The organism is Acidovorax sp. GW460-11-11-14-LB4 (assembly GCF_059423685.1).
The window spans coordinates 16,364-30,245 of the sequence record NZ_JBWKYJ010000031.1 but is presented as its reverse complement, the minus strand read 5'-3'; the positions used below and the strand labels follow the sequence as shown (position 1 = coordinate 30,245).

Annotated in this window: 8 protein-coding genes; 7 read left to right on the top strand and 1 reads right to left on the bottom strand. The window is 64.2% G+C overall.

Translation table 11 applies throughout. The features are described from left to right. The first annotated feature begins 54 nt into the window (after positions 1-54). The 4 genes from AC07X4_RS12940 (at position 55) to AC07X4_RS12925 (ending at position 7,111) form a co-directional block, all read left to right on the top strand. Positions 55-1,023, top strand: a complete 969-nt coding sequence (locus AC07X4_RS12940) for a TRAP transporter substrate-binding protein (RefSeq protein WP_494740274.1) — start codon at positions 55-57, stop codon at positions 1,021-1,023. Positions 1,024-1,054: 31 nt separating this feature from the next. Beyond that, on the top strand, positions 1,055-1,603 hold the full coding sequence (locus tag AC07X4_RS12935) for a hypothetical protein (RefSeq protein ID WP_494740273.1): 549 nt from the start codon (positions 1,055-1,057) through the stop codon (positions 1,601-1,603). Between the two features lie 49 nt (positions 1,604-1,652). Continuing rightward, the gene (locus AC07X4_RS12930) at positions 1,653-5,306 is read left to right on the top strand and encodes a hydantoinase B/oxoprolinase family protein (protein WP_494740272.1); all 3,654 of its coding nucleotides are present in this window, start codon (positions 1,653-1,655) and stop codon (positions 5,304-5,306) included. Positions 5,307-5,437: 131 nt separating this feature from the next. Continuing rightward, the gene (locus AC07X4_RS12925) at positions 5,438-7,111 is read left to right on the top strand and encodes a methyl-accepting chemotaxis protein (RefSeq protein ID WP_494740271.1); all 1,674 of its coding nucleotides are present in this window, start codon (positions 5,438-5,440) and stop codon (positions 7,109-7,111) included. 93 nt (positions 7,112-7,204) lie between these two features. Here AC07X4_RS12925 and AC07X4_RS12920 read toward each other — a convergent pair whose 3' ends face one another. Continuing rightward, complete coding sequence (locus AC07X4_RS12920; protein WP_494740270.1) at positions 7,205-8,905, bottom strand: electron transfer flavoprotein-ubiquinone oxidoreductase; 1,701 nt, start codon at positions 8,903-8,905, stop codon at positions 7,205-7,207. A gap of 139 nt (positions 8,906-9,044) precedes the next feature. Between AC07X4_RS12920 and AC07X4_RS12915 the strand changes: the two genes are divergently transcribed. From AC07X4_RS12915 to AC07X4_RS12905, 3 genes are all read left to right on the top strand, one after another. Beyond that, a complete protein-coding gene (locus tag AC07X4_RS12915) occupies positions 9,045-9,827 on the top strand; it encodes an SDR family oxidoreductase (RefSeq protein ID WP_121943065.1) in 783 nt (260 codons plus the stop codon). A gap of 20 nt (positions 9,828-9,847) precedes the next feature. Continuing rightward, the gene (locus tag AC07X4_RS12910) at positions 9,848-10,273 is read left to right on the top strand and encodes an acyl-CoA thioesterase (RefSeq protein ID WP_291444564.1); all 426 of its coding nucleotides are present in this window, start codon (positions 9,848-9,850) and stop codon (positions 10,271-10,273) included. A gap of 413 nt (positions 10,274-10,686) precedes the next feature. After that, a complete protein-coding gene (locus tag AC07X4_RS12905) occupies positions 10,687-13,848 on the top strand; it encodes a bifunctional diguanylate cyclase/phosphodiesterase (protein ID WP_494740269.1) in 3,162 nt (1,053 codons plus the stop codon). Positions 13,849-13,882 lie beyond the last annotated feature (34 nt).

The following is a 13,882-nucleotide window of genomic DNA, read 5'->3' as shown; positions in this document are numbered from 1 at the left end:
AGCCAAGTCAGCCGGTCACCTAACGTCCCAGGAGTTCCTGTGAAAGTTTTTTGGATGACCGCACTTTGTGCGGTGGGGATAGGCTGCGCCTTTGGGGCGCATGCCCAGGCGCCCACGCAATGGAAACTGGCCACGGGTTACCGGGCCGAATCCTTTCATACCCGCAATCTTGTTCAATTTGCGCAGGACGTGGAGCGGGCCACTTCAGGCGCACTGCGCATCGAGGTGCACGCCAACAACACGTTGTTCAAGTTGGGAGAAATTCCGCAGGCGGTGCGGGAGGGCAAGGCCCAGGCGGGCGAGACCATCATGACCAGCCTGGTGCGTGAAATTCCGCTTGCCGGTGCCGATTCCGTGCCCTTTGTGGTGCGCAGCTATTCCGACGCGCGGCGCATGTGGGATGTACAGCGGCCGTTGATCGAGTCGCACATGGCCAGCAAAGGGCTCAAGGCGCTCTATGCAGTGCCTTGGCCTCCGCAGGGATTGTTCTCGATCACCCCCGTGCGCTCGTCCGCAGACTTCAAGGGCACGCGCATGCGCACCTACAACCCCGGGACTGTGCGCATTGCCGAACTGCTGGGCGCCACGCCCGTGGATGTGCCCATGGTCGAAGTCAACCAGGCTCTGTCGGCCGGCAAGCTCGATTCCATGATCACCTCGGCCCTCACCGGGGTCGAGAACCAGGTCTGGGGACAGATCAAGCAGTACTACGGCATCAATGCCTGGTTTCCCAAGAACATCGTCTTTGTGAACCAGCAGGCTTTCGATGCATTGCCTGCACCCGCACGCCAGGCGGTCACCAAGGCTGCCGCCGAGGCGGAGGCACGGGGTTGGGCCATGAGCGCTGCAGTGGCCGAAGAGTCGGTGGCCGAGCTGCAACGCAAGGGCATCAAGGTGGATCGTGCGCCGGCGGATTTTGATGCCGAGCTCAAGCGCCTGGGCGAACGGTTCTCCCGCGAATGGGTGCGCTCGGTGGGCAGTGAGGCCAATCAGATCTTCATCCCGTACTACACGCAGCGCTGACCTTTCCTGCACGCCTTTCAGGAGAAGCACCATGCACACGCCCTCGGACACCATAGAGATGTACCTGCGCGCCAAGGACCTCAATCGCCCGCACCTCATCGCGCAAGCCTTTGCCGGTGGCGCGCTGCTGCAGATGGAAATGCGCCAGGGCGACGGGCAGGCCCCGGCATGCACCCTGGGCCGCGAGGCCATCGCCGAGACGCTGGTGCGCAATTTTGGCCGTGCTTATGAAAACGCCTACACCTTTTGCCTGACCGATCCCCCGGCACCGGCCTGCACAGACTTTCACTGCCTGTGGCTGTCTGCCATGACGGCCAAGGACAACCGCGCCGTGTGCGTGACTGGCGGCCAATACCACTGGCGATTTGCCCCTGGCAACCGCCTGGCGCAGGAGCTTCGCATCGTGATCGACACCATGCAGACCCTTCCGCCCGTAGACATCTTGCCGGTGATGGCCTGGGCCGCCTCCTTGGCGGGCCCCTGGTGCCCCGTCGAGCTGGCCCTTGCCGCCGCTCCCCCCATTCCTGCCGTGTGGCAGGTCATGCAAAGGCTGGCGCCCGCCAGCGTTGCCCTGGCCTAGCCAAACCGCCACCACCTCTTTCAACTTTTTATCTCGGAGCCACTACACCATGACCACCATCACACCCCAAACGCACACCCCACGCTGGCAGTTCTGGATCGACCGGGGCGGCACCTTCACCGATATCGTGGCCAAGCGGCCCGATGGCTCCCTGACCACCCACAAGCTGTTGTCCGAGAACCCCGAGCAGTACAAGGATGCTGCTGTGGCGGGAATCCGCCACCTGCTGGGCCTGAAGCCCGGCGAGCCCGTAACCCCCGCGCTGGTGGAATGCGTGAAGATGGGCACTACGGTGGCCACCAACGCACTGCTGGAGCGCAAGGGTGAACCCACGCTGCTGGTCACCACACGCGGCTTTCGCGATGCACTGCGCATTGCCTACCAGAACCGCCCACGCCTGTTTGACCGCCACATCCAGCTGCCCGAGCTGCTTTACACCGAAGTGACCGAGGCCCGCGAACGCATGGGTGCCCATGGCGATGTGTTGCAGAACCTTGACGAAGCCACCCTGCGGGGTGACCTGCTGGCGGCGTACGGGCGTGGGCTGCGCAGCGTGGCCATTGTGTTCATGCACGGCTACCGCTACACGCAGCACGAGCAGGCGGCCAAGCGCATCGCCCAAGAAGTGGGCTTCACGCAGATCAGCACCTCGCACGAAACCAGCCCCATGATGAAGTTTGTGAGCCGGGGCGATACCACGGTGGTGGATGCCTACCTCTCGCCCATCCTGCGCCGCTACGTGGAGCAGGTCGCCAGCGAGATGCCGGGCGTCAAGCTGTTCTTCATGCAGTCATCGGGGGGGCTCACCGATGCGGGCACGTTCCAGGGCAAGGACGCGATCCTCTCTGGCCCCGCAGGCGGCATTGTGGGCATGGCGCGCACGGCGGGCCTGGCCGGGCAGGAAAAGGTCATTGGCTTTGACATGGGCGGCACGTCCACCGATGTGAGCCACTACGCTGGGGCCTTCGAGCGCGAGTTTGAGACCCACGTGGCGGGCGTGCGCATGCGCGCCCCCATGATGAGCATCCACACGGTGGCGGCTGGCGGTGGCTCGGTGCTGGCTTACGACGGTGCCCGTTTTCGCGTCGGCCCCGAGAGCGCCGGCGCCAACCCCGGCCCCGTGAGCTACCGCCGGGGCGGCCCCCTGGCCGTGACCGATGCGAATGTGATGGTGGGCAAGGTGCAGCCCCGCTATTTCCCCAGCGTGTTCGGCCCCGCAGCCAACGAGACGCTGGACGCTGACGCAGTGCGTGCCCGCTTTGAAGAAATTGCTGTGCAGACCCATCGCAGGCCGGAGGAAGTGGCCGAAGGCTTCATCCAGATTGCCGTGCAGCAGATGGCCAACGCCATCAAGAAGATCAGCGTGGCGCGCGGTTATGACGTGACGCGCTACACCCTGCAGTGTTTTGGTGGCGCCGGTGGGCAGCATGCTTGCCTGGTGGCGGATGCGCTGGGCATGTCGCGCGTGTTCGTGCACCCGCTGGCGGGTGTGCTCAGCGCCTATGGCATGGGCCTGGCCGACCAGACCGTGATCCGCGAGCAAGCGGTGGAGATGCCGCTGGCGGCTGAATCTCTGCCCTTGATCGCTGAGCGCCTGGATACGCTGGGTTCTGCCGCGCAGGCCGAGCTGGAGCGCCAGCAGGTCAGCACCAACCCCGTGCAGGTGCGCCACAACGTGCATGTGCGTTACGAGGGCACGGACTCGGCCCTGGTCGTGCCGTTTGGTGACATGGCCAGCATCCAGACGGCCTTTGAGGCCGCCTACCGCCAGCGTTTTGCGTTCCTCATGGCGGGCAAGGGCCTGGTGGTAGAGGCCGTGTCGGTCGAAGCCATGATTGCAGGCGACGCTCCCGCCGAGCCGCGCCTGCCCGTGCACCCGCACCGCAAGCACCCGCAGCGCGAGATGGTGAAGATGTACTCGGGCAGCGCATGGCACGACGCTGCCTTGGTAGTGCGCGAGGACCTGCACCCCGGCGACGTGATCCCCGGCCCGGCCATCATTGCCGAGAAGAACACCACCACCGTGGTGGAGCCCGGCTGGTCTGCGCGCCTGACCGACCTGGACCACCTGGTGTTGGACCGCGTGACGGCCCGCAAGGTGCAGTACGCCGCAGGCACCACGGTGGACCCGGTGCTGCTGGAGGTGTTCAACAACCTGTTCATGAACATTGCCGAGCAGATGGGGCTGCAGCTGCAGAACACGGCGTATTCAGTCAACATCAAGGAGCGTCTGGACTTCAGCTGCGCGCTGTTCGATGCAGCCGGCAACCTGATTGCCAACGCGCCCCACATGCCCGTGCACCTTGGGTCAATGGGCGAGAGTATCAAGACCGTGATCCGCGAGAACGCGGGCAAGATGCACCCGGGCGATGTGTACATGCTCAACGACCCGTACCACGGTGGCACCCACCTGCCCGATGTGACAGTGATCACCCCGGTGTATGTGGCCGAGGGCAACGAGCCCACGTTTTATGTGGGAAGCCGGGGCCACCACGCGGACATTGGCGGCACCACGCCGGGCTCCATGCCACCGTTCTCCACGCGCATTGATGAAGAAGGTGTGCAGATCAACAACGTGAAGCTGGTGGACCGGGGCATCTTTCTGGAAGAGGAGGTGCGCACCCTGCTGGCCACGGGCGGCGGCACCACGCCATACCCCAGCCGCAACCCGCAGCAAAACCTGGCCGACCTGCGCGCACAGATCGCTGCGAACGAGAAGGGCGTGCAAGAACTGTCGAAGATGGTGGACCAGTTTGGCCTAGATGTCGTGCAGGCCTACATGCGCCATGTGCAGGACAACGCCGAAGAGTCCGTGCGCCGTGTGATCACGCAGCTCAAGGACGGCAGCTTCACCCTGCCGCTGGACAACGGCGCGCAGATCAGCGTGTCGGTCAAGGTCAATGTGGCCGAGCGCAGTGCGGTCATCGACTTTGCAGGCACCAGTCCGCAGCAGATGAACAACTTCAACGCCCCCCGTGCCGTGTGCATGGCGGCCGTGCTGTATGTGTTCCGCACGCTGGTGGACGATGACATTCCGCTCAACGCCGGTTGCCTCAAGCCCCTGCAGGTGATCATTCCGCAAGGCTCCATGCTCAACCCCAACCCGCCGGCCTCGGTGGTGGCAGGCAATGTGGAGACCTCCACCTGCATCACCAATGCGCTGTTTGGCGCCCTGGGCGTGATGGCGGGTAGCCAGCCCACCATGAACAACTTCACCTTCGGCAATGCGCAGTACCAGTACTACGAAACCATTGCCGGTGGCAGCGGTGCGGGCGCGGTGCTGGACGCCTCGGGCCGGGCGGTGCGCGGCTTTGACGGCACCAGCGTGGTCCAGACCCACATGACCAACTCGCGCCTGACCGACCCCGAGGTGCTGGAGTTCCGCTTCCCCGTGGTGCTCGACAGCTACGAGATCCAGCGCGGCTCGGGCGGTGCTGGCCGCTGGGCAGGCGGGGACGGCGGTGTGCGGCGCGTGCGTTTCCTGGAGGCGATGACGGCCAGCATCCTGTCCAACGGGCGACTGAACCCGGCCTTTGGCATGGCGGGCGGCCAGCCCGGCAGGCCTGGTGCCAACCGCGTGCTGCGTGCCAACGGCCAGGTGGAGGAGCTGGGCCACATTGGCGCAGCGCTGATGGAGCCTGGCGATGTGTTCGAGATCGCCACCCCCGGCGGTGGCGGCTTTGGCGAATGTGTCACGTCCTGACGTGATGGCCCGCTGACCCCGGTGGGGCAGGTGTTGTGTGCTGTGAGCCTTTGGGGGCGCACGGTGCACGGCGCTGGCCACCACCGGCTTCGACCCCCGCACGGTGCGGGAAATGAAACAGGAGAACGCTCATGAACTATTTGCCCGCCACTTCCGGGGCGCCTGGCGGCGCCGCCTTCTCCGCCGCACCGGCCGACGCGGAGTTCAGCCGTGCCGTGCCAGACGCTGCCGCTCAGAGCCCTGCACCTGCGCGGCACCGCCGGACTCTGAGCGTGGGGCAAAAGCTGGCGGCCAGCTTTGGCATTCTGGGCTTTGCGGTGGCGCTGCTGGGGGCCACCACCTGGCTCACAGGGCAGGACACGAGCCGTCAGGCCACGTTGCTGACCACGGAGCAATTGCCCATCGAACGCACCGTGCGCGACTGGAAAACCCAGTCGGTCTATATCGGCCAGATTGCATTGCGGGCCACGTTGTCGTCCGATGTGTTCCCCCTGGTGGCCGAAATGCGCAATCAGATCGCCGCCGAAGACGCCATGCGCAAGCGCATTGATGAAGCGCTGACCAAGGCGTCTTCCAGCGAGAGCGCGAGGCCGCTGTGGGCACAGGCCCAGGCCGAACGCCAGAAATATGCCGCGCTGCGGGACGCACTGGTGCAAAACGCCCTGGAAGCCAAGATCATCAGCCAGAAAGAGCTGCAGGAGCACGCCGCCGCGTTGACCCAATACCTGCGGTCCATCGACCAGTTGCTTGCAGCGTCCGAACAGTCCTCCCTGAAGGCGGGCGACAGCATGATTGCCGACGCGTCCCGTGCGCAATGGGTCAGCGCCGTGGCCGTGCTGGTGGTGGTGGCGCTGTCGGCGCTGTTTGGCTGGCTGCTGCGGCGCTCCATCGTGCTGCCGCTGCGCCAGGCCTCCGAGGCGGCCGCTGTGGTGGCGCGGGGCGACCTCACAGTGCGTATGCAAACCCAGCGTACCGACGAGATCGGCCAGTTGCTCACGGCGCTGGACAAGATGGTCGAGTCGCTGCACTACGTGGTGACCGAGGTGCGTGACTCGGGCGAATCCATCCATGTGGCCAGCTCCGAAGTGGCCGCGGGCAACACCGACCTGAGCATGCGCACCGAGCACGCGGCCAGCAACCTGCAGCAGACCGCGGCCAGCATTGCCCAGCTGGCGCAGATGGTGGCGGCCAATGCCGACAGCACTCGCCAGGCCAACGCGCTGGCGCTCAACGCCACCGAGGTGGCCAGCAAGGGGGGCGAAGTGGTCCACCAGGTGGTCAAGACCATGGAGGAGATCAATGCTAGCAGCAAGAAGATCGCCGACATCGTGGGCATCATCGATGGCATTGCGTTCCAGACCAACATCCTCGCGCTCAATGCGGCTGTGGAGGCAGCGCGTGCGGGTGAGCAGGGGCGCGGCTTTGCCGTGGTGGCCAGCGAGGTGCGGGGCCTGGCCGGGCGCAGCGCCAATGCGGCGCGCGAGATCAAGGCGCTGATCTCCACCAGCGTGGACAAGGTGAGTGACGGCGCCCGGCTGGTGGTGACCGCAGGTTCCACGATGGGCGACATCGTGCAAAGCGTAGAGCGTGTGACCACGCTGATGTCCGAGATCAACGAGGCCAGCAGCGAGCAGAGCACGCAGATCGGCCAGGTGAGCCAGGCGGTGGACCAACTCGACCACATGACACAGCAGAACGCCGCGTTGGTGGAGCAGGGCGCCGCAGCGGCACAGAGCCTCAAGGACCAGGCCAACCGGCTGGCGGGTGCGATGGGACAGTTTCAACTCACGCGCGCCGCCGCGTGACGGACGTTTCGCTGTAGATCGGGCTGATCTCCATAAAAGAGGGCCTGCGGTGCAGGCCCTTCAAGCGCAAGGCGCTATGAATTTTGAAGAAGCTTACATGCCCGCGTAGTTCGGGCCACCGCCGCCTTCCGGCGTGACCCACACGATGTTCTGTGTGGGGTCCTTGATGTCGCAGGTCTTGCAGTGCACGCAGTTCTGCGCATTGATCTGCAGGCGCTGGGCATCACCTCCCTTGGTCGTGTCGGGCACAAACTCGTACACGCCCGCCGGGCAATAGCGCGCCTCGGGGCCGGCGTATTTGGCCAGGTTGATGTTGACCGGCACGCTCGGGTCCTTGAGCGTGAGGTGGGCGGGCTGGTTCTCTTCGTGGTTCGTGTTGCTGATGAACACGCTGGAGAGGCGGTCAAACGTGAGCTTGCCATCGGGCTTGGGATAGACGATGGGCTTGCACTCGGCGGCGGGCTTCAGGTACGCGTGGTCGGGCTTGTCGCGGTGCAGCGTCCAGGGGATGTGGCCGCGCAGCACGAACTGCTCGAAACCGTTCATCAGCGTGGCCGTGGTCAGGCCGTACTTGAACCAGTTCTTGAAGTTGCGGTCCTTGTTCAGCTCGGTGTGCAGCCAGCTCTTTTCGAAGGCTTCGGGGTAGGCGGTCAGCTCGTCGTGCTGGCGGCCTGCCACCACGGCGTCGTAGGCGGCTTCGGCGGCCAGCATGCCGGTCTTGATGGCGGCGTGGCTGCCCTTGATGCGACCGACGTTCAGGTAGCCCGCATTGCAGCCCACCAGGGCGCCGCCTGGGAACACGGTCTTGGGCAGGGCGTTGATGCCGCTGGCGTTGATGGCACGTGCACCGTAGGACAGGCGCTTGGCCGTGATCTCGCCCTTCTCATTTTCGAAGTAGTAGCGGACGTTGGGGTGTGTCTTCCAGCGCTGGAACTCCTCGAACGGGCTCAGGTAGGGGTTGGCATAACCCAGCCCCGTGACGAAGCCCAGCGCCACCTTGTTGCCCTCCAGGTGGTACAGGAAGGCGCCGCCGTAGGTGTCGTTCTCCATGGGCCAGCCAGCGGTGTGCATCACAAACCCGGGCTGGTGCTTCTTGGGGTCGATTTCCCAGAGTTCCTTCACGCCAATGCCAAAGCTCTGCGGGTCGCGGTCCTTGTCGAGCTGGTACTTGGCGATCAGCTGCTTGCCCAGGTGGCCGCGTGCGCCTTCGGCAAACACGGTGTATTTGCCCAGCAGTTCCATGCCGAGCTGGAAGTTTTCGGTGGGCTCGCCATCCTTGCCAATGCCCATGTTGCCGGTGGCCACGCCCTTGACGGAGCCGTTGTCGTTGTAGAGCACTTCAGCGGCCGTAAAGCCGGGGAAGATTTCCACGCCCAGAGCTTCGGCCTGTTCGCCCAGCCACTTGGTCAGGTTGCCCAGGCTGATGATGTAGTTGCCATGGTTCTGCGCAAACGGCGGCAGGAACATGTTGGGCACACGAAAGCCCGATTTTTCAGACAGGAAGATGTAGGCGTCGTCGGTGACGGGCTGGTTCAGGGGCGCGCCGCGCTTTTTCCAGTCGGGGATCAGCTCGGTGAGGGCCTTGGGGTCCATGATGGCGCCCGACAGGATGTGTGCACCGGGTTCGGAGCCTTTTTCGAGCACCACCACCGAGACGTCCTGGCCTTTTTCGGCCGCCAGTTGCTTCAGGCGGATCGCAGTGGCAAGGCCGCCAGGGCCGCCGCCAACGACCACCACGTCGTATTCCATGGATTCGCGGGGGCCGTATTGGGCGAGGATTTCTTCGTTGGTCATGGGCTTCTCGTCGGGCGTTTGATAATGGATTATTTTCTACAGAGCGCCGACCGCGCCCTGTCTGTCTGGCGACTGATTGTATTCACGGAATATAGACAATCGAACGACCGTTCTATTTTGATCAGTAGGGAGACTCTAAATGGCATACAGCATCGACTTGTCCGGCCGCGTGGCCTTCATCACGGGCGCGTCCAGCGGCCTGGGCGCGCAGTTTGCCCGCACCCTGGCCCGCGCTGGCGCAGGCGTCGTGCTGGCCAGCCGCCGGGTGGAAAAACTCAAGGAGCTGCGCGCGCGCATCGAAGGCGAGGGCGGTGACGCCCATGTGATCGAGCTGGACGTGACCGACCACGACTCCATCAAGGCCGCCGTGGCCCATGCCGAGACCGAAATGGGGTCCATCGACATACTGGTCAACAACTCGGGCGTGAGCACCACGCAGCGCATCCAGGACGTGACGCCCGAGGACTATGACTTCATCTTCGACACCAATGTGAAGGGCGCCTTCTTTGTGGCGCAAGAGGTGGGCAAGCGCATGCTGGCCCGCTCCCGCGGTGCAGCGCCGGGCAGCTTCACCGGCGGTCGCATCATCAATATCGCTTCGATGGCGGGCCTGAAGGTGCTGCCGCAGATCGGCGCCTATTGCATGAGCAAGGCAGCTGTGGTGCAGATGACCCGGGCGATGGCCCTGGAGTGGGGCCGGTTCGGCATCAACGTGAATGCGATCTGCCCCGGCTACATCGACACGGAAATCAACCACCACCACTGGCAGACCGAGCAGGGCAAGAAGCTCATGGACATGCTGCCGCGCAAGCGCGTGGGCCAGCCGCAGGACCTGGATGCGCTGCTGGTGATGCTGGCCAGTGACCAGAGCCATTTTGTGAATGGCGCGGTGATCGCAGCCGACGACGGCTTCGCGGTCTGATCCCTGGGGCACGAGCGGGTATGAAGATCGAAATCCCTGAGGTCAAGAAGCTGGTCTTTGAGATGCGGTTCCCGGTGCGCTGGGGCGACATGGATGCGATGGGCCATGTCAACAACACCGTGTACTTCCGCTACCTGGAAACCGCGCGCATCGAGTGGATGGTGTCGGTGGGCTGCAACCCCGACCCGCGCGGACAGGGGCCCGTCATCGTCAATGCGTTCTGCAATTTCTACAAGCAGCTCGAATACCCGGCCGACGTGTTGCTCAAGCTCTACGTGAGCGACCCGGGCCGCACCACGTTCGAGACCTGGGGCACGATGGAGCGCGTGGACCAGCCGGGCGTGATCTGTGCGGCCGGCGGTGCTACGACGATCTGGGTGGACTTTCCGCAGCAGAAGGCCGCCCCGCTGCCGGACTGGATGCGGACGCTGGTGACTGCCGGCTGACCGTCCGTCCTGTCACTTGAGCCCTGTGGCGGGGGCTGGTGGCTCATTTTTTGGACTATTCGGCCGGTAGCGCACGTGATAAATGCCTTGATTGCTATTAAAAAGATAGTGTTAGGGCGATTTGCACCGGTGGTCTGACGGCACGGTGGAAGGCAAGCCTCTGCCAGCACCCAGCACCCGTGCCACTTCTTCCCTCTGCTGGTGGCCCTGCGGTAGCCAGTGAATACGGCTCCACAGGCACCCAGGCGCGGAGCACTGTGCCCATACCGCCGACCCCATACCGCGCCTTCTCATTCAACCTCCTGTTCTTTTTGTTACCTGTTAGGATGACTTCGTCAACGATAGAAGAAAACGAATAGAGCCGGGGAGGGGACTTCCAACACCGCACCGACGTGCTGCTTTGTGCTTTCTGAATGAATTCAACCATCCCAGCAAGCGCGGCTGCCAGCAGCATCAACAAGGTGACCAATCTGGTCATCGCGTCGGTTCTCTTCATGTTTGGCCTGTACGCCTTTGACGAATGGAGGCAGGTCAAGGACCGTGAAGAGGAGCACATGCAGTCCAACCTGGTGCTGCTGACGCGGACGCTGGACACCTTCTTTCTCTCCAAACGCGCTGGCCTGTTCAGCCTGGCAGAAACCATCGCCATCTCGCCCGGTGGTATCGACAACCTGGCGCTGGCACAGCAACTGCTGACGGACTACCGCAAGCACCGCCCCGAAGTCAGCGAGATATCCCTGAGCGAAATGAACGGCAAGGTGCTGGCCTCGTCCCATGCGGCGGACAGGAACGGCCAACCCGGCCTGGTGGATCAATCCGGCTTTCAAGACTTTGCGCGGGACACTAAGGACCAGCACGACATCTACCTGGGACGACCCCAGCGCGACGCGCAGAGCCAGGACTGGGTGTTCACGCTGCGTTATGTGCTGCGGGATGCGCAAGGCAAGCCCCGGGCGGTGCTGACAGATGTGTTTCCGGTCGATTTTCTGGAGTCGCTCTGGAAAGACGCGCCGCTGGTGCAGCAGCTCACAGTGGGTGTGCTGCGCGATGACGGCTACCTGATGACCCGCTTTCCGGTGCCCGCCACGGTCACCAAGGACGAGGTGTATGGCATGCGTCGGGACGGGGTGCTGGTACGGTATCTCGCGCAGCACCAGTTCCCCCTGCAAGGGCGGGTCGAGGGACCCAATGCGCTGTTGAAGGGGCAGAACTTTATCAACCTGTTCCACCGGCTCGACAGGCTCCCTGCGACCGTCTTTGTCGGGCAGCCCGAGAGTCGGTTCTTTCAGGTCTGGGCCCGCAGCATCGACACTCCCCTGGCGCTCACGGCGCTGTTGCTGGTGTTTATCAAGCTCGTGTCGCTGCGCCTCGCTCGCCGCGAGCACGAAGCCGAGCAGCAGCGGCTGGCGGTGGAAAGGGTGCTGCGTGAGAGCGAGACCGAGCAGCGCTCCCTCATCGACAACCTGATGACGGGTCTGGTCATCCACGATGCGACGGGCGCTGTGGTGCGATGCAACGCCGAGGCCAGTAACCTGCTGGGGCTGAGTTTTGAGCAGATGACCGGCAAGCAACTGATCGACCCGGCCTGGTCCTTCGTGAACGAGCAGGGGGCCGTCATGCCGGTTTCCGACTACCCCGCCTCCCGGGTGCTTGCGACCCGTGAACCTGTCAACGGGGTGGTGGGAGGCATCGTCCGTGGCAAGGATGCAGGCATCTGCTGGGTGCTGAGCCGGGCCGACCCGTGGTTCACCACCGATGGACAGCTCGACAAGATCGTGGTGACCTTTGTCGACATCACCATGCGGCGCAAGCTGACGTCGCAACTCCAGGACCGCGAACTCAAGTTCCAGGCGCTGTTTGACAACAGCATGGACGCAGTGTTGCTGACCTCGCCCGATGGCACCGTGCTGGCCGTGAACCAGGCGGCTTGCCGGCTGTTTGACTTGAGCGAGGCACAAATCATCGCCCGGGGGCGCATGGGGCTGGCCGACCCTGCCGACCCCCGGTTGCAGGAGCTGCTGGTACAGCGCCAGCAGAGGGGGCAGGCGGCCGGCCTGCTGACCATGGTCCGGGGTGATGGCAGCCACTTCACCGCCGAGATCAGCTCCAGCATTTATGGCGACAGTGAAGGCCGCCAATACAGCAGCATGATCGTTCGCGACATCACGGAGCGCCTGCGCAGCCAGGCCGAGCTGGAGGCTGCCAATGCGCAGATGCGCCGCATCAACGAGCAGCTGGCCGAGGTGGCGCACTTTGACATGCTGACGCACCTGCCCAACCGCGTTCTGCTCGCCGACCGGCTTCAGCAGGCCATGGCGCACTGTGTGCGTCGCAACAAGTCGCTGGCTGTGGCGTTTCTGGATCTGGATGGTTTCAAGGACATCAACGACCGGTATGGCCATGCGGCGGGCGACGAGTTTCTGGTGGCGATTGCCAAGCGTCTGCGGTCTGCGCTGCGCGATGGCGACACGCTGGCGCGTATTGGTGGGGACGAGTTTGTGGCCGTCATGACCGACCTGACGGCCGAGCAGGACTGCGAGCCCCTGCTGTTGCGGCTGTTGCAGGTGGCGGCCGAGCCGTTGCTGGTAAGCGGGCAATCCCTGCAGGTGTCTGCCAGCATCGGCGTCACCATCTACCCGCAGGATGGTTCCAGTTCGGAGCAGCTCATCCGCCATGCCGACCAGGCCATGTATCTGGCCAAGCAGGCGGGCAAGAATCGGTTCCACCTGTTTGATGTGGCCAGCGATGCAGCCATCCGGATCAAGCGCGAAAGCCTGGAGCAGATTGCCACCGCCATCGCTCAGCGGGAGCTGGTGCTGTACTACCAGCCCCAGGTCAACATGCGGACAGGTGAGGTGGTGGGAATGGAGGCGCTGGTCCGCTGGTTGCATCCGCAGCGGGGCCTGCTGGCCCCGAGCCAGTTCCTGCCGGTGATTGAAGACCACGATATGGCGATTGCGATTGGCGAGCGGGTGCTGGACATGGCCCTGTCGCAAATGGCGCAGTGGCTGGCGGTGGGGCTGCGCATGCCGGTCAGCGTCAACGTGTTCTCCAAGCAGCTCCAGCAAGAGGACTTTGTGCACAAGCTGCGCCAGGCACTGGCCGCGCATCCCTCGGTGCCTTCGTCGGCGCTGGAGCTGGAGATTGTGGAGACCAGCGCGTTGCAGGACATGGCCCAGGTATCTGGCCTGATGCACGCATGCGCCGAACTGGGCGTGCGGTTTGCTCTGGACGATTTTGGGACCGGTTATTCGTCGCTGACCTACCTGAAAAAGCTGCCTGCAGAGCTGCTCAAGATCGACCAGAGCTTTGTGCGCGACATGCTTGAAGACCGCGACGACCTGGCCATTGTGCAGGGTGTGGTGGGCCTGTCCAAAGCGTTCAACCGCAAGGTGATTGCCGAAGGTGTGGAGACCGTGGACCACGGCCGCACGCTGCTGGCCATGGGCTGTGTGCTGGGCCAGGGCTATGGCATTGCGCGGCCCATGCCCGCGCAGCAGGTACCGGGCTGGCTGGACCAGTGGCGGGCGCAGCAGCCCTGGGTGCGCGAGACCGATACAGACTTGCCGGCCTGAGGTCCTGAGGTCACGCGGGGCATCGCGCGGGTAT

Bases quoted from the DNA above. Each gene is read 5' to 3' on its own strand.
- AC07X4_RS12920 (WP_494740270.1), bottom strand. From the start codon at position 8,905: ATGACCAACGAAGAAATCCTCGCCCAATACGGCCCCCGCGAATCCATG.
- AC07X4_RS12935 (WP_494740273.1), top strand. From the start codon at position 1,055: ATGCACACGCCCTCGGACACCATAGAGATGTACCTGCGCGCCAAGGAC.
- AC07X4_RS12940 (WP_494740274.1), top strand. From the start codon at position 55: ATGACCGCACTTTGTGCGGTGGGGATAGGCTGCGCCTTTGGGGCGCAT.
- AC07X4_RS12930 (WP_494740272.1), top strand. From the start codon at position 1,653: ATGACCACCATCACACCCCAAACGCACACCCCACGCTGGCAGTTCTGG.
- AC07X4_RS12915 (WP_121943065.1), top strand. From the start codon at position 9,045: ATGGCATACAGCATCGACTTGTCCGGCCGCGTGGCCTTCATCACGGGC.
- AC07X4_RS12925 (WP_494740271.1), top strand. From the start codon at position 5,438: ATGAACTATTTGCCCGCCACTTCCGGGGCGCCTGGCGGCGCCGCCTTC.
- AC07X4_RS12910 (WP_291444564.1), top strand. From the start codon at position 9,848: ATGAAGATCGAAATCCCTGAGGTCAAGAAGCTGGTCTTTGAGATGCGG.
- AC07X4_RS12905 (WP_494740269.1), top strand. From the start codon at position 10,687: ATGAATTCAACCATCCCAGCAAGCGCGGCTGCCAGCAGCATCAACAAG.